At 68.4% G+C, this 15,964-nt stretch carries 10 protein-coding genes; 9 read left to right on the top strand and 1 reads right to left on the bottom strand.

All coding sequences use genetic code 11. From position 1 onward, the window contains the following. The first annotated feature begins 276 nt into the window (after positions 1 to 276). The 4 genes from OO52_RS34440 to OO52_RS34425 all read left to right on the top strand — a co-directional run bounded on the left by OO52_RS34440 (position 277) and on the right by OO52_RS34425 (position 8,229). Complete coding sequence (locus OO52_RS34440; protein ID WP_234339968.1) at positions 277 to 1,860, top strand: phospholipase A2; 1,584 nt, start codon at positions 277 to 279, stop codon at positions 1,858 to 1,860. Between the two features lie 162 nt (positions 1,861 to 2,022). Then, the gene (locus OO52_RS34435) at positions 2,023 to 4,413 is read left to right on the top strand and encodes a proprotein convertase P-domain-containing protein (protein WP_234339969.1); all 2,391 of its coding nucleotides are present in this window, start codon (positions 2,023 to 2,025) and stop codon (positions 4,411 to 4,413) included. A 480-nt stretch (positions 4,414 to 4,893) separates the two neighbouring features. Then, the gene (locus OO52_RS34430; protein WP_063738824.1) at positions 4,894 to 6,051 is read left to right on the top strand and encodes a GlxA family transcriptional regulator; all 1,158 of its coding nucleotides are present in this window, start codon (positions 4,894 to 4,896) and stop codon (positions 6,049 to 6,051) included. A gap of 33 nt (positions 6,052 to 6,084) precedes the next feature. Continuing rightward, the gene (locus tag OO52_RS34425) at positions 6,085 to 8,229 is read left to right on the top strand and encodes a SpoIIE family protein phosphatase (RefSeq protein WP_234339970.1); all 2,145 of its coding nucleotides are present in this window, start codon (positions 6,085 to 6,087) and stop codon (positions 8,227 to 8,229) included. A 99-nt stretch (positions 8,230 to 8,328) separates the two neighbouring features. Here OO52_RS34425 and OO52_RS34420 read toward each other — a convergent pair whose 3' ends face one another. Next, positions 8,329 to 8,649: a hypothetical protein gene (locus OO52_RS34420; RefSeq protein WP_030940514.1), complete on the bottom strand. Its 321-nt coding sequence runs from the start codon at positions 8,647 to 8,649 to the stop codon at positions 8,329 to 8,331. Between the two features lie 979 nt (positions 8,650 to 9,628). Between OO52_RS34420 and OO52_RS34415 the strand changes: the two genes are divergently transcribed. The 5 genes from OO52_RS34415 to OO52_RS34395 are packed head-to-tail and all read left to right on the top strand — an operon-like array spanning position 9,629 to position 15,814. After that, complete coding sequence (locus OO52_RS34415; RefSeq protein ID WP_051847964.1) at positions 9,629 to 10,666, top strand: autoinducer 2 ABC transporter substrate-binding protein; 1,038 nt, start codon at positions 9,629 to 9,631, stop codon at positions 10,664 to 10,666. Position 10,667: 1 nt separating this feature from the next. Next, positions 10,668 to 12,227 carry a sugar ABC transporter ATP-binding protein gene (locus OO52_RS34410; RefSeq protein ID WP_030940518.1) on the top strand — a complete coding sequence of 520 codons (1,560 nt, stop codon included), beginning with the start codon at positions 10,668 to 10,670 and terminating at the stop codon, positions 12,225 to 12,227. After that, entirely contained in the window at positions 12,224 to 13,222 is a 999-nt protein-coding gene (locus OO52_RS34405; protein WP_030940522.1) for an ABC transporter permease, read from the top strand. The genes OO52_RS34410 and OO52_RS34405 overlap by 4 nt, the downstream gene beginning before the upstream one ends. Continuing rightward, positions 13,219 to 14,250, top strand: coding sequence for an ABC transporter permease (locus OO52_RS34400; RefSeq protein WP_051847966.1), 1,032 nt, complete (start codon positions 13,219 to 13,221; stop codon positions 14,248 to 14,250). The genes OO52_RS34405 and OO52_RS34400 overlap by 4 nt, the downstream gene beginning before the upstream one ends. Positions 14,251 to 14,296: 46 nt before the next feature. Continuing rightward, positions 14,297 to 15,814 (top strand): FGGY-family carbohydrate kinase, encoded by a 1,518-nt coding sequence (locus OO52_RS34395; RefSeq protein WP_048910342.1) that lies wholly within the window; start codon positions 14,297 to 14,299, stop codon positions 15,812 to 15,814. Positions 15,815 to 15,964 lie beyond the last annotated feature (150 nt).

Genomic DNA, 15,964 nt, shown 5'->3' with positions numbered 1-15,964 from the left:
GTTGCGCACAGTCATCTGAAAGAAGAGGCCAAGTCCCTCGTTAGCCGCACGTCGGCGCGATCGGTCGTGCCGCCCTGGCCGACCTCTTGACCAAGGGGCAACACCGGCGGCTGAAGCCATGCGTCCGCAAGCGCAACAGCGAGTACGCCTTCACCGTTGGCAAGCACCCAAGGACAGCACAGCCGTACACCCGGGCTGTGAGATGACCACGCAAGACAGAACATCCACATCCAGACCTGTAACCATCGCAGGTCGACTTGAACCGAGAGGGAGACGGTGCGCAGAATCGCACTTCCTGTCGTGGCCGCATTGGGGCTGACATTGCTGGCACCACTGCAGCCCGCCTCAGCCACCGAGGTGCCCGACCAGCCCCTTGCCGAAGGCACGGTCCAGCCAATAGGACCCGGCACATATCAGTCCGCGAGCGACAGCTTCCAGATCAACGAGACCGACACATCGGCGGGCCTGGTGGGCCGCTCCCACTCGGTCGTCGGTCAGCTCCAGGGCGTCTCGCAGGCGCAGGACGCCCCCACCAACCGGTCGGACCTCGGTGTGTTCGGCCCGAGCTGGGATGCCGAGTTCCTCGGCGGCCAGCTGAACCGCAAGCTGACTTTCGGCTCGGGCTGGATCACGACGACGGATCTGGACGTCGACGAGTCCTTCCGCTACAACCTGACCGACTCCGTCGACGGCGTCAACGGCGGCAGCGTCAACACCTACACGTCCGCCGACGGTTCCAAGCTGGTCGAGACCAGCAAGTGGGACGATCTCGCCGGTGATCTGAAGACGACCGTCGTGGAGACGCTGAACATCGACCTGACCACGCCCGTCGTGGACGACGACGTCCCCGTGGACTCGCTGGGCAACCCGATCGCTGCGGCCGACCTCAAGCCCACCTACACGTACAAGCAGGTCGGCGGCGGCGGCGACAACTGGCGTGTGACGGGCGTGGGTAACAAGACGTACGGGCAGTCCACGGTCTCCTATGACAGCGTCGGCCGCGTGTCAACCATCAAGGACCCCGCGTCGGTCGAGACACCGCAGTCCGTCAAGGTCAACTACGCCACCGCAACCACCGCTTCCGGTGAAACCCTCGGCGACGTGACCGGCCAGGTGAAGAACATCACCGTCACCTCCGGGCAGACCGTGCAGACCGTGGCCAGCTACTCCTACGACGGCTCCGGACTGCTCCGCAAGGTCACCAACCCGGCCGCGGGCACCGACCTGAACACCTACACCTACGACACCAACGACCGGCTGGCCACCGTAGCCACCCCCGCTGATCAATGGGACCTGAACTACGTCGGTGACGCCGCCGCTCCAGATGCGGTACAGACCGTCGGCACGCCACCGCCCAGCTCGAGCGAGCCCATCACCCTGCCCACCGATGAGCCTGATGCGCCTGCTCTTTTTTCGGACGCTGCCAGCCCGAAGCACTGCGACCTGGCCCAGAGGTGGATTTGGCACCAGTACTACGACTGCACCACGCAGGTCGCTCACTACGGCTGGCATAATCCCCAGAGCAAGCAGCTTCCCAACCACCGCTGGATCATAGGCATCACCCACGACCACTGCACCAACGCGCCGGACAAGCCGTTTGGCTACGATTTCCGCACCGCGTGCGACGGGCATGACTACGCCTACGGTGTCATAGGTAACTGGTACAAGAAGTTCTGGTACTGGATGAACCCGAACAGGAAGCTCGACGCCGACCGCGCGTTCTACGACCTGCTCGCGAACCAAACCTGCGCGGCCTATTGGGCAAGGAGCTTCTGCCGTGCCGAGGCCTGGATCTACTACAGTGCCGTCTCCAGTCGGTTCGGCGGGAATCCGAAGAACGGCGCAGACGCGACCCACTGATCAATCAGCTGTCTCAGCCTGCTGAGCGCCAGGGCCTTCCTGTAGAGAGGCCCCGGGGCCGGGCGGTGCGAGAACTCCTCGCCGCCCGGCCCCTTTTCGCGGCCTGCGCACCCGCACCACCCCTCCTTCCCCCTCCTGCACTTTTGTTCGGTGGAGTAGCACGTGACCAGACCCATACGAGGCATCATCGCCGCCGCGGCGGCAGCCCTGGTGTTCACCGCGATACCGGCGGGCGCCAGCCCCATGCCCGACACCAGCCCGACATCGGCCTCGGCCGCGCAGCACGACCCGGTCGACGCGTCGCTGCGCGCGAAGACGCGAGGCGACGGCACCGTCCGCGTCAACGTCGTCACCAAGAACCGCGCGGACCTGCCCGACGCGGCGACCGTCGGCAAGAAGATGCAGTCTTTCGACAAGCTGCCGTTGGTCACGCTCAGGGTCGACAAGGGCGGCCTGGACAAGCTGGCCGCCAACCCGCGCGTGGTCAGCATCACCGAGGACACACCGGTGCCACCGACCCTGGACCAGAGCGTCCCCCTGATCGGCGGTGACAAGGCCTATGCGGCGGGCAAGACCGGCGCGGGCACCTCGATAGCCATCCTCGATACCGGAGTCGCCACCAAGCACCCCTTCCTCGGCAACCGTGTCAAGACCGAGGCGTGTTTCTCCGTCGACGACGCCACCTCGGGGGCCACCAGCCTCTGCCCCGACGGCACCACTGAACAAGAGGGCGCCGGCAGCGCGGACTCCGAGTCGGGGCCGTGCGCCACGATGGGCGACGCCTGTTCCCACGGCACCCACGTCGCCGGGATCGCCGCCGGTGACGGCACCGGCATCAGCGGCGCACCCGCACACGGTGTCGCCCCCGGCGCTGACATCATCGCCATCCAGGTGTTCTCCCGATTCGACGACGACACGGTCTGCGGAGATGGCGCCAGCCCGTGCGCGCTCAGCTTCACCAGCTCCCAGATCAAGGGACTGGAGAAGGTCTCCGAGCTGAAGGCGGCCGGAACCAACGTCGCCGCCGTGAACCTGTCCCTGGGTGCCGGACACTGGACCTCCGAATGCACCTCCGACCCCCGCAAGCTGATCATCGACAACCTGCTCACGCAGGGCGTCGCGACCGTCGTCGCGGCCGGCAACAACGGTTACGCCGACGCCGTCACCGCCCCCGGCTGTGTCTCCTCCGCCGTCACCGTCGGCGCCACCACCGATGAGGACGAGCTGGCCTCCTTCACCAATCGGGGCCTGCTGTTGGACTACTTCGCCCCCGGCACCGCCATCGTCTCCTCCGTTCCCGGCGGCACTTACGCCTCCATGAACGGCACCTCCATGGCCACCCCCCACGTCGCCGGCGCCCTGGCGATCCTCCGCCAGGCGTTCCCCCACGAGAGCATGGCGGACCTTGAGGCACGGCTGACCAACACCGGCAAGCCCATCACCTACACCGGCGCCACCACCCCCCGTATCGACATCGGCCAGGCGCTCGGCGGATCCGCACCGGAACCCGCACCGGACCCCAAGCCCCGCCCCACCAAGGTCATCAACGAGAAGCACTACTCCATCCCCGACGTGGGAACCATCGAGGCGCCGATCACGGTCGACGGCGTTCCCGGCACCGCCTCCAGATCGATGAAGGTGGCCGTGACCGGCACACACAACTCGCGCGGTCAGGTCAGGATCGATCTGGTCGCCCCGGACGGCCAGACGTACCCCCTCAAGCCGCTGTCCACAGACGGCAGCGGCGCCCTCGACGCCAGCTACTTCGTCGACGCGAGCACCGCCGCGGCGAGCGGCACCTGGAAGCTGGTCGTCCAGGACACCGCGGCAGGCGCCACCGGCACCCTCACCTCCTGGTCCCTCCTCTTCGCCAACTCCTTCGAGAAGACCGGGTCCTACCTCATCCCCGACCCGGGCACTCTCACCTCGCAGATCACCGTAGACGGGTTCACCGGCAAGGCCCCGGGGGCCATGCGCGTGCACATCGGTGCCACGCACGAATGGCTCGGCGACCTGAAGATCGACCTGGTGGGCCCTGACGGACACACGTACCCCCTCAGGGCGGCGTCCCCGACCGAGGCCGGCGGCACCCTCGACACCACCTACACGGTCGACTCCAGCGCCTCCCCTGCCGACGGGACCTGGAAACTCCTCGTCCAGGACATCGACGGGGGCTCCAGAGGATTCCTCACCGCCTGGTCGCTGGCATTCCCGTCGAACGAGAACCAGACCAGCCACGCCATCCCCGACTCCGGCTCCGTGGACTCACCGATCTCCATCAGCGGCTTCTCCGGCAACGCGTCCAAGGAACTCAAGATCCATGTGGAAGCGCGGCACGAGCGGCGCGGCGACCTGAAGATCCAACTCCTGGACCCGAACGGCAAGGCGTACCTGGTGAAGGCGGACTCCGCGGAGGACACCGGCCAGACCATCAGGAAGAACTACACCGTCGACGCCGGCACCTCCCCGGCTTCCGGCACCTGGAAACTCCACGTCGAGGACGTCTCCGCGGGTTCCACAGGCACCATCGACAGCTGGACGCTCACCTTCTGACATCCCCCGCCCCACAATGAACCGGCCGCCGCCCGATGAGGGCGGCGGCCGGTCACTCGTGCCAGGGCCCGCACGATCGTGGACTCCACCGTCACCAGCCAGTCGACCTCCGCCGGCCCCTGCGCCGCGGCCGCGGAGCACGTCGGCCGGCCTCCGCCCGCGCTCGATCTGCAGGGGCACCGCTCCGGTCCACGCGCGTGCCGGCCTCAGGGGCTCGCTGTCGTAGCCACATACCTGAAGTTATACTTCGTACACAGATGTACACATTTCACTTCCTGGCCTCGGACGCTGACGTCTGGCATCACCACAAGAGGGGTGGTGTGTACGGGTAGGGCGGAGGCAGTCGAGGAAGGCCGAGGCGCCACGGGGGCCTGGTACCAGAACCGCCGCCTTCGGATCGGTCGACGACGTGGCACGGCACGCCGCCGAGAGGACGCCCTCGTTCATACCCAGTGACCCTCGACTGCAAGGCGGACTGCCATGACAGCGGGTATCGGAACCAGTGTCTCGGCCACACGGCGGCGCATCGTCTTCCTGGTGTACGACAAGGTGACCCTGCAGGATGTCGCGACATCCCTGGAGGTACTTGCGCGTGCCAACGATTTCGGTGCGGGCTACGACGTACTGCTTGCCTCGCCAACCGGCCGGTCGGTCGATACCACGTCGTTCCTACGCCTCGGCGTCGACGTCGAGGCGGGCGCGCTGGTGGGCGATCTGGACACCGTCATCATCCCGGGAGGCGTCCCTCCTGACTCCGATCCGCAAACCTATGCAAAGCCCGAGGAGCCGACGCCCGACACGATTCCGGCACTGGTGGACGCCGCCGGCCACTTGGTCCAGCGGTCGAAGCGGATCGCCTCGATGTGCACCGGCGCGTTCGTGCTCGCGCGTCTGGGAATGCTCGACCGTCGTCGGGCGACGACGCACTGGGCACACTGCGAGCAGCTCGCCGAACGCTACCCGCGCGTCCAGGTGGACCCCGATGCGCTCTTCGTCCGGGACGGGCCAGTGGTCACCGGTGCTGGAGTCTGCGCCAGTATCGACCTGACGCTGGCGCTCGTGGAGGACGACTACGGTGCCGACCTGGCCCGCCGGGTCGCGCGTTGGCTCGTGATCTTTCTCCGGCGTCCGGGGGGCCAGAACCAATTCAGCGTCTGGTCGCCGGCCTATTCGGGTGACAGTGATCAGGTGCGCGTGGCCATGGACGAGGTGATGCACGACCCAGCCGGCGATCACTCCACAGCTGCGCTGGCCCGTCGTGCGGCCGTGTCCGAAGATCATCTCACCGAGTCGTTCACGCAGGCGGTCGGAATGTCCCCTGCTCGGTATGTGGAGCGGGTCCGGATCGAGGCGGCGAAGCTCATGCTCAGCTCCAGCGATGCCAGCCTCGATGCAGTCGCCGCAAGTTGCGGTTTCGACACGGCTGCGCTTCTGAGCGACAGCTTCCTGAAGAGCCTCGGCATCTCGCCCCGGGACTACCGGCAGCGGTTCCGCAGCACAGGCGCCCGCCCCGCCAGGCCCGGGATCGTCGGAACGGTACCTGCCTGCCCGATGACCCGGCCGGACGTGCAGCGGGCGGCCGACGCACCGGGGCTTTCAGGAACCCGTTCCGCGGAAGTCCCGCCCACCGTCGAATAGTTCGTTCTGACCTCCGAGTCGGCAGGAGGCGCTATGGCAGTCGCCAGGCCAGGGAGCCACCTCGAACAGCCGGAAGCAATGCGATTCGAATGTCTGACGAGCCCGGACCAACAGCCGTGGGACGCAGAGACCCTTGAATTGACCTTGCAGCAGGCCACGACGTGCTTGGGTGGCCTGGGCGCGGCGGTGCACTGGCGCGATCCCGCTGTGGGCCGGCTGCGCCTCGTGACCGTCGGCAAACTCTTCCCGGACGGGACCGAGGCGTGGGCGGACCTGACAGATGCGGCGAACGCGGCGGCGCGCGCCGTGCAGAGTGGTGCCTACGCCTGGGTGCCGGGTGACCGCTCGGGACACCGGGAGTCCGGCGCGGTGGCGGTACCGCTGCTGGCCGGCGACAAGCCGATCGGTGCGCTCTCCGTACTCACGGCCGGGCCGGCCGAGCCGGACGAGCTGCGGCGGTCCTTCCTCCATGCGATAGCTGCTTGGGGTGCGGAGCGCCTGGAGAGGGTGCCCGGCCGGCCCAGTGCTGGTGAGGCGGCGTTCGACAGGACCGTGCGGATAGTCGAACTCACCGCAGCACTGGCTGATGCCGTCACCTCTCAGGATGTCCTGCGAGCCGTCGCAGAACATGTTCTGCCACCATTCGGAGCCGACGGGCTGGGGATCTACGCGTTCGAGAAAGACCGACTGCATCTGGTCGGCCACATCGGATACCCGAAGGCATACCGGGGATTGTGGAGCCAGATCCGCGGGCTTCCGCTCACGTCCCACCCCATCATCGCCGACGTCATCCGCACGCGCACTCCCCTCTTCATCGAATCGAAGGCCGAGATCCTCCGGCGCTACCCGGAAATGGCCGGCTTCACGGCCACGTCACCGAAGAACACATGGGCTTTTCTGCCCCTCATCGCCTCTGGACGTGCCATCGGATGCTGCGATGTCTCATTCAGCCGAGAGCGTCCGATCGGCGAGGAGGAGCGAACTCTGTTGACAGCGCTCAGCGGTCTGGTCGCCCAGGCGTTCGAGCGAGCACGCCTGTACGACGCCGAGCATGCCCGTGCCGAAGGCTTGCAGTGCGGCCTCCTGCCCCGAAAGCTGCCCTGCCTCCCGGCCGTCCGCGCGGCCGCCCGCTACCTGCCGGCGGGCCGGGGAGACGCGGTGGGTGGCGACTGGTACGACCTGATCCAGTTGTCCGCCGACCGAGTCGCCATGGTCATCGGCGACGTCATGGGACATGGCATTTCCGAAGCAGCCACCATGGGCCGGCTGCGCACGGCTGTACGGACGCTCGCCGACTTGGAGATGCCACCCGACGAACTGCTCGGTCGCCTCAACGACTTGGTCAGCGACCTTGGTGAGGACTTCTACGCCACTTGCCTGTACGCCGTCTTCGACCCTGTCAGCCGGAGTTGCACGCTCTCGTCGGCCGGTCACCCCCCACCTGTCATCGTCCACCCCGACGGCACTGTGCACATCCCCGACCTGGTCCCCGACCCGCCCCTGGGCGCCGCTGAACCGCCGTTCGCCACGCATGACCTGCAGATGCCGGCGCAAGGCCTCGTCGTTCTGTTCACCGACGGGCTCGTCGAGTCTGCTACCAGGGACATCGACGATGGCGTGGCGATGCTTCGCCATGTCTTGGCTCACTCTGCGACCGTGCCGCACCTCGTGGCTGAAGAAATGGACGCCGATACCGACCGCCTTGAGCGTCTGTGCGACTCAGTGACGTCGGCGCTGCTGCCCGACCGTGAGCAGGCGGAGGACGATGCGGCCCTGCTCATGGTCCACACGCACAACGCAGCCGCCCGAGACGTCGCCGTGCACGACCTCCCGTTTGATCCCCGTGCTGCCGGCCAGGCCCGCGCATACGTGCGCGAACAACTGACCGTCTGGGGACTGGGCGACCTGGTCATGCCCACCGAACTTGTGGTCAGTGAACTGGTCGGCAATGCCATCCGCCACGCCAAGGGTCCCGTGCGTCTTCGCCTTCTGCGCAGCCGGTCGATGATCTGCGAGGTGTACGACGGCAGCCTGACAACCCCTCGCATACGCCACGCCACCCACACGGATGAGGGCGGTCGAGGCCTGCAGTTGGTGGCCGCCTGCTCGCAGCACTGGGGTGCCCGCTACCTTCATGACGGTAAGTGCATCTGGGTCGAGCAGGACATCCCGCGCTGACCAGCGCCCCAGCCGGCGCTGCTCGCACCGACCGCAACGTGGTCGAACGATTGCCGTGTCTCCAGTCTCAGAATCGGCACAGCTCCGCCAGGGCGGTCATCACTGTCCGCCCGCCGAGCGTTTGATCAAGACGGCTGCTTCGGCCGAGCAGGGATGTGTCGACGCAACCGTGCGCAGCAGCGGGGGGTGCGGCTTATCGCGGTGCCCTCCGTCGGACACGATGCCCGCCTGGGCGCCGCTCTTGCCAGGGTGGGACCAGGTGCCCGTCGCGAGGTGGGCCACCCCGGTCGCGTAGCAGGCGATGGTGCCCAACCCGGCAGGGGCGTCGACGGCAGCCTGCGCGGCGGCGAGGGCTTCGGTCGGCTCGCCATCGAGCAGGGTCGGGTACGGCTTCGGGGCGCAGCGGTGCGAACAGGACATCGTTGCATCCGGCCCCCGAACCCGGTCCCGGTGCTCTCCTCCTCCACGGACATCCCGGAGAAGTGCAGGAGGAGAGGGTGGGTCCCGGTCAGCGCGTAGCCGGTCGCCACCGCAGCGATCACAGCTGTCTGGACCGGGCCGGGAGTCATGCGGGTGGGCAGGAAGGCGGTACCGAACAGGAGCGGGGCAGGATCGGGGCCTCGCCCAGCTCCTCGGGCGCCACGGCTGTGATGGCGAATCCGGTGGCAATCGTCACGGACCCCGTGATGCAGGCGGCGCCGGATCCGGCTTCTCGCCGACCGGCGCGTCCCCGTGGCCGCGTTACGGATGGACCATGCGGCGCGGGATGACCGAACCGCATGGCCTGGCCGCGTATCACCGGCGGTGCATCTGAGCCGGAGGCTCAGACTGGGCGAGCGCCACCCCGTCGGGCGACACGGCAGACCACGGCGGCACGGGTGTGACAGACGAGCTGCCACCGGCCACGTCGGGAGCCCACTGACTGAAACGCTCGTACCACACCGTCCAGGCGCGCAGCGGGCACCGCCACTCCCCGCCCGGGAATCCAATGGGCTCGACCCAGCGAGAATCAGTTTTCTTTACATCTATTGACTGTAATCAAATCGCCCTCTAACGTCGCATGCAGACGGAACGTGACCAGAAGGCGCGGAGCACGCGAAGGTCGGCTGCCCAGGAGTGGCCGGCCGCAGCGGCCCGTTCCTCGATGAGGTCGGGAACCGCACTGCCCGGGGCGAGGCCGAGACATCGACGAGACCTGGTCCCGGGGCATCTGCGTTCGACGATTCGGCGAGGAAGATCGCCGAGAGCGTGCGCGACACGGTCGGGTCGCCAACGTGGAAGTCGACGAACCGGATCACCTCACAACCGTCGACGGCCCGAACCGGCTTCTCGCCACCCGGCGGCGGAGAGCACAGCACACCCCGCACCGCTACGCGAGCGGGCGGAAAGGAACACCCTCATGCCGAAGATCTTCAAGTGGACAACCGCAACAGGCGTGGCCGCCGTCGTGGCCCTGACCGTGAGCGCATGCAGCGCCACCCCGCCGGGCGGGGGGCCCTCCGGGGGCGAGGGGCACGGTGGCGGCGAGCAGGTCCGGGTGGCTTTCGTCCCCAAACTCGTCGGCATCCCCTACTTCACCGCCATGCAGAAGGGCGGCGAGCAGGCCGCCAAGGACCTGGGGGTGAAGTTCATCTACCAGGGCCCCTCCACCGGCGACTCCGCCGCCCAGATCCAGGTCATGGACGGCCTGATCTCCCAGCACGTCGACGCGATCGCGGTCGCCCCCAACGATCCGGCCGCCATCGCGCCTGTGATCAAGCGCGCCGAGGCCGCCGGCATCAAGGTGTTCACCACGGACACCGACGCGCCCACCAGCGAGCGACAGGTCTTCGTCCAGCAGGCCACCGACACGGCCATCGGGGACGCCTTGGTGGATTCCCTGGCCGAGCAGACCGGCGGCAAGGGCAAGTGGGCCATCGTCTCCTGCGGGCCCACGGCGCAGAATCTCAACGCCTGGATCAAGGAACAGAAGGCCTACACCAAGAAGAAGTACCCGGACATGGAGCTGGTCGGCGTCAAGTACGCGGGCGAGGACCAGGACAAGGCCGCGAGTATCGCAAAAGACCTGATGACGGCCAACCCGGACCTGAAGGGCCTGGTCGGCGAGTGCACCACCTCCGCTCCGGGCGTCGCCCAGGCGATCGCCGACGCCGGCAAGACCGGCGAGGTCTTCTCGACCGGTATCGCCACCCCCACGGCAATGGAGAAGTACGTCAAGAGCGGGGCCATGGCCAAGGTCGTCCTGTGGAACCCCGCCGACCTCGGTTACCTGACCGTGTGGGCAGGCAAGCAGTTGGCCGACGGAAAGAGCCTGAACGCCACGGACGCCGGTGACATCAAGGGCATCCGCTACCAGGAGGCGCTCAGGACGCTGCTTCTGGGCGAGCCGCTTGTCTTCGACAAGTCCAACATCAGCCAGTACGCCGGAAAGTTCTGACATGACACCCGCTCCCCTCACGGTGGGTGACGCCGGGGACGACAGCGGCCCCGAGCCACTGCTGTCCCTGCGCGGGATCGAGAAGCGCTACCACGGCGTCCAGGCCCTGCGCGGCGTGGACTTCGAGATACGTCCAGGCGAAGTCCACGCCCTGCTGGGCTCCAACGGTGCCGGCAAGTCCACCCTCATCAAGGTCATCGCCGGAGCGATCCAGCCCGACGGCGGCGACATCCGGCGGAAGGGCCGGCCGGTCCGCATCACCGGGACCCAGTCGGCCTTCGCCCTCGGCATCGCGACGGTCTACCAGGAACCTCAGACTTTCGCTGAGCTGTCGGTGCTGGAGAACGTCTTCGCGGGCCGTGAACTGCGCACTCGCGCCGGCGGTGTCGACTGGGCCGCACAACGGCGGCGGGTGCGTGAGCTGCTCACCGGCCTGCGCCTGGACCCCGAACTGGCCGACACCCGCATGGGGGTCCTGACGGTGGGCCAGCAGCAGTTGGTCTCCATCGCCAAGGCGCTCGCGCACCACGCGGAGATCCTGATCTTCGACGAGCCGTCGGCGATCCTGTCCGACCAGGAGACCCAGGACCTGTTCGAGGTCATCAGGCGGCTGCGGGCGGACGGCGTCGGCATCGTCTACATCAGCCACCGGCTCGGCGAGATCTTCGCGATCGCCGACCGTGCCACAGTGATGCGCGACGGGCAGGTCGTTTCCGCCTCTCCGGTCAGTGATCTGACCGAGAGAGCCATCGTGCGCCTGATGGCCGGCCGGGTGCTGTCCGCAGTGAGCGACGCGCCGCGGCCCGCACCCGGCGAGCCGGTCCTCGAAGTGAAACGGCTCCGGCGCACCGGCGCCTTCCACGACGTGGACCTCACTCTCCGCGCGGGTGAGGTCGTCGGTCTGTACGGCCTCATCGGGTCCGGCACCCATGAGGTCGCCGAGTCCCTGTACGGCATCGCCCCCGCTGACAGCGGTGAGGTGCGGCTGCACGGAAAGCCCGTCACCGTACGCTCTCCGGGCGAGGCCGGGAAGCTCGGCATCGCCCTGCTGCCCCGAGACCGCAAGGTCCAGGGCATCTTCGGCCCGCAGAGCATCGCCTACAACATCTCCATCGCGCACCTCGGCCTGCTGCGTCGGTTCGGCATCGTGGTGGACCGGCGACGCGAGAGGTCCATGGCCGAGGGCTTCCTGAAGCAGTTGGCCATCAAGGCACCCACCGTGGACACACCTGCCAACGCCCTGTCCGGGGGCAACGCCCAAAAGGTAGTGCTGTCCCGCCAGCTCGTGCGACGCCCCGACCTGCTCCTGCTCGAGGAGCCCACTCAGGGCGTGGACGTGGCGGCCAAGGCCGAGATACACCGCATCATCCTCGAGTTGGCAGCCGAGGGAACCGCGGTGGTCGTCGTCAGCACCGACCTTCCCGAGGTGGCGGCGCTGGCCGACCGCATCGTGGTGATGCAGGACGGCGCCGTGCGCCGTACCTTCCTCAGGGGCGCGGACTCCGCCGACGTCCTGCGAGCCGCCATCGGCACCGCGGAGCAGGAGAACGAAACAGCATGACCTTCATCCAGACCCCTCCCGCCGCCATCGCCGGCAAGGGGAGGCCCAGCGCACTGAGGCGCTTCCTGCGCGGCAACGAGGTCGGCCTGATCGCCGTGCTCGTCATCCTGTGGCTGACTCTCGGACTGACGTACGATCCCTTTCTCACCGGCGGCAACGTCGCGAACATCCTGCGCGAGATCGCTCAGATCGGAATCGTCGGCGTCGGCATGACCATGGTGATCATCACCGGCGGCATCGACGTGTCCGCAGGTTCGGCCCTGGCCGTCTGCGCCGTCCTCGTCGGCCAGTCCATGGCATCCGGTCATCCCGCCGTGGTCTCCGTGCTGATCGGCCTGGTGGCCGGCGCGCTTGCCGGACTCGTCAACGGCCTGCTCGTCGCCTACGGCCGGATCCATCCCATCATCGTCACCTTCGGCACCCTCAACCTGTTCCGGTTCATCTCCTTCCAACTCGCCGGCGGAGACTGGGTCACCGGACTGCCCCCGACCCTGCATGGGCTCGGGATGGGCACCCTGTTCGGCGTCCCCGTCGCCTGGTGGCTCACCATGGCCCTCGCGCTCGCGGGAGGCTACTACCTGCGCTATCGGCCCACCGGCCGGCACCTGTACGCACTGGGCAACAACGCCGAGACTGCCCGGCTTTCCGGCGTGCGGACCACTCGCCGCCAAGTCGCGGTCTACACCGTGACGGGCCTCCTCGTAGGCATCGCCGCCCTGGTGTTCGTCGGCCGCAACGGCGGGGTCCAGACGAACGTCGGGACCGGCTTCGAACTTCAGGTCATCGCCGCCGTGGTGCTCGGCGGCACCAGCGTCCTCGGCGGTAAAGGCACGGTCCTGGGAACCCTGCTGGGCGCCCTGCTGGTCGGCACCGTCCGCAACGCGCTGATCATCACCGGCGTACCGGCCCTGCTGGAAGGACTCTTCCTGGGCCTGCTCATCGTCGTCGCCGTGAGCGTCGACGTCCTGCGCCAGCGAAGGAGGGCGGCAGTATGAGCACCCCGACCACGACGACACCCTCGCCGGCCACGCCGTCCGCGACCGTCCGCACCAACATGGTGGCCGCGGCGCTGCGCCGAATCCTGATCGACCGAAGCCTGCTGCTGGCAGTTCTGCTCATCGCGGTTCTGCTGGTCTTCGGCGCCACGGTTCCGTACTTCTTCACCTTCGCCAACCTCTCGGGCAGCACGGCCTATGCCGTGGAGGTCGGACTCCTGGCCCTGGCCGAGTCCATCGTCATCCTCACCGGCCGGGGAGCCATCGACCTGTCCGTGGGTTCGATGGTCAGCCTCGCCGGCATGCTCTTCGGTCTGGCCGCGACCCGCTGGCACCTCGGACTCGCGGGCGGCGTGGCGGTAGCGCTGCTGTCGGGGCTGGCGATGGGCGCGGTGAACGGATTCCTCATCGCGCGGATGCGGTTCCCTGCACTCATCGTCACACTCGCCACCCTCTATGCGTTCGGCGCCGTCCCACTGGTGCTCACCGACACCGTCCCGATCTCCGAACTGCCCTCCGGGCTGTACGGACTCACCCAGTACCTCGCCGGCATCCCCATGCAGGTGTTCGTCATCTACCTGCCCGTCATCGTCATCGTCTGGTTCGCCCTGAACCGGACCGGCTTCGGCCGACGGCTCTACGCGGTGGGCACGAACGACATCGCCGCTCAGTTCGCAGGCCTGGACGTCGCACGGACCCGCTTCTGGGCGTACACCCTCTCAGGCCTGCTGTCGGGCCTGACCGCCATCGTCGCAACGGCCCGTTTCGCCAGCGCCCGTCCGGACGCCGGCGTGGGCATGGAACTCATGGCGATCACCATCGCGGTGCTCGGCGGCGTAGCCATCAACGGCGGCGAGGGCAAAGTCTCGGGCGTCGTGCTGGCCACCTTCACGGTCACCGTCATCAACAACGCCATGAGCGTGGCCAACTTCCCGGCCATCTGGCAGGTCGGCGCGCTCGGCGTCATCCTGCTGCTCGCCGCGCTGCTCAACTCCACCGCCCGTCGGGTCTTCGGAGGCGGCAGATGAGCCGGCCCGCCGGAGACCACCCGTCTTCGTCCGAAAGGGGGACGCGATGAGCGCGCTGCTCCTCGGCATCGACATCGGCACCTCCAGTTCCAAAGGCGTCCTGACGCGGCCGGACGGCACCGTGGTAGCCCAGGCGCACGTGCCGCACGCGGTCTCCTCGCCGCACCCGGGGTGGGCGGAGCAGGACGCCGAACGGGTGTGGTGGGCCGATGTGGTGGAACTGTGCCGGCGATTGCTGCCCGGCGCCGAGGCATCCGTGGCCGCAGTGTGCGTCAGCGGCATCGGCCCCTGCCTGCTCCCGGTCGACACCACCGGCCGTCCCCTGCGCCCGGCGATCCTGTACGGCGTCGACACCCGCGCCACCCGCGAGATCGGTGAACTCACCCGGCGCTACGGCGAGGAGTCGCTGCTGTGCCGTGGCGGCTCGATCCTCACGTCCCAGGCGGTCGGCCCGAAGCTCGCCTGGCTGCGCCGCAACGAGCCGGAGGTCTACGCCCGCACGGACCGCTTCCTGATGGCCTCCTCCTACGCGGTGGAGCGGCTGACCGGCGAGTACGTTCTGGACCACCACTCGGCCAGCCAGTGCGACCCGTTGTACGACCTGCACACCGCGAGCTGGATCGAGGAGATCGCGGCCGAGGTGGCCCCTGGGGTCCGGCTGCCCCGGCTGCTGTGGAGCGGCGAGGTCGCGGGACGTGTCACCGCGGAGGCGGCGTGGGAGACCGGCATCCCGGTCGGCACACCCGTCGCCGCGGGCACGATCGACGCCTGGGCGGAGGCGCTCAGCGTGGGGGTCACGGAGCCCGGCGACTGCATGCTGATGTATGGGACGACCATGTTCCTGCTGGAGGTTCTGGACCGGCCGGTCGTCGACCGGCGGCTGTGGGCGACCCGCGGTGTCACTCCCGGCACCGCCAACCTGGCCGGCGGCATGGCCACCTCAGGAGCGGTCACCGACTGGCTGCGGAGGCTGACGGGCGGTCGCTTCGAGGAGCTCACCGCCGAGGCCACGGAAGTCCCAGCCGGATCGGAAGCGCTGGTCATGCTGCCGTACTTCGCCGGCGAGCGGACCCCGCTGTTCGACCCGGACGCCCGCGGGGCAGTGCTGGGGCTCACTCTTCAGCACGGCCGCGCCCACCTGTACCGCGCGGCCCTGGAAGCGACCGCGTACGCCGTACTGCACCACCTGGAGGTGATGGGCGAGGCGGGCGCGGCACCCTCCCGGCTGATCGCCGTCGGCGGCGGCACCACCGGAGACCTGTGGACGCAGATCGTCTCCGACGTCACCGGACGCGCCCAGGACCTGCCGGAACAGCGCATCGGCGCCAGCTACGGCGACGCCCTCCTGGCCGCCCGCGCCGTCGGACTCGCCGACGAGGGGACAACCTGGGCCACCATCGGCCGCACGGTCCGGCCGCGCGCCGAAAACCGGGCTGTGTACCAAGAGTTGTACACGATCTACCGGGAGCTCTACCCGGCCACCCGTCAGCAGGCCCACCGGCTGGCGGCGCACCAGCGCGGTATCGCACCGGCACCGGGTACGAACTCCTCCACTCCCGGATAGAGGCCTTCACCGAGCTGACCCCGCGCTGTCGGCAGCGAGACGAGCAACTGGCCTGCTGATGCCGGTGTGCTGGTGCAGCGAAAGCAAGGCTTCCCCTCCGGTCCGACAGGCTGCGATCCCGGAAGGCCGACGGGCCGGGCGGTGGCCCAC

The organism is Streptomyces flaveolus, from assembly GCF_000716535.1.
GTDB lineage: Bacteria > Actinomycetota > Actinomycetes > Streptomycetales > Streptomycetaceae > Streptomyces > Streptomyces flaveolus_A.
This window is presented reverse-complemented; position numbering and strand designations above follow the sequence as displayed.

Coding starts and splice junctions, on each gene's coding strand:
- OO52_RS34410 (WP_030940518.1), top strand. CDS start 10,668: ATGACACCCGCTCCCCTCACGGTGGGTGACGCCGGGGACGACAGCGGC.
- OO52_RS34400 (WP_051847966.1), top strand. CDS start 13,219: ATGAGCACCCCGACCACGACGACACCCTCGCCGGCCACGCCGTCCGCG.
- OO52_RS34415 (WP_051847964.1), top strand. CDS start 9,629: ATGCCGAAGATCTTCAAGTGGACAACCGCAACAGGCGTGGCCGCCGTC.
- OO52_RS34430 (WP_063738824.1), top strand. CDS start 4,894: ATGACAGCGGGTATCGGAACCAGTGTCTCGGCCACACGGCGGCGCATC.
- OO52_RS34420 (WP_030940514.1), bottom strand. CDS start 8,649: ATGTCCTGTTCGCACCGCTGCGCCCCGAAGCCGTACCCGACCCTGCTC.
- OO52_RS34405 (WP_030940522.1), top strand. CDS start 12,224: ATGACCTTCATCCAGACCCCTCCCGCCGCCATCGCCGGCAAGGGGAGG.
- OO52_RS34395 (WP_048910342.1), top strand. CDS start 14,297: ATGAGCGCGCTGCTCCTCGGCATCGACATCGGCACCTCCAGTTCCAAA.
- OO52_RS34425 (WP_234339970.1), top strand. CDS start 6,085: ATGGCAGTCGCCAGGCCAGGGAGCCACCTCGAACAGCCGGAAGCAATG.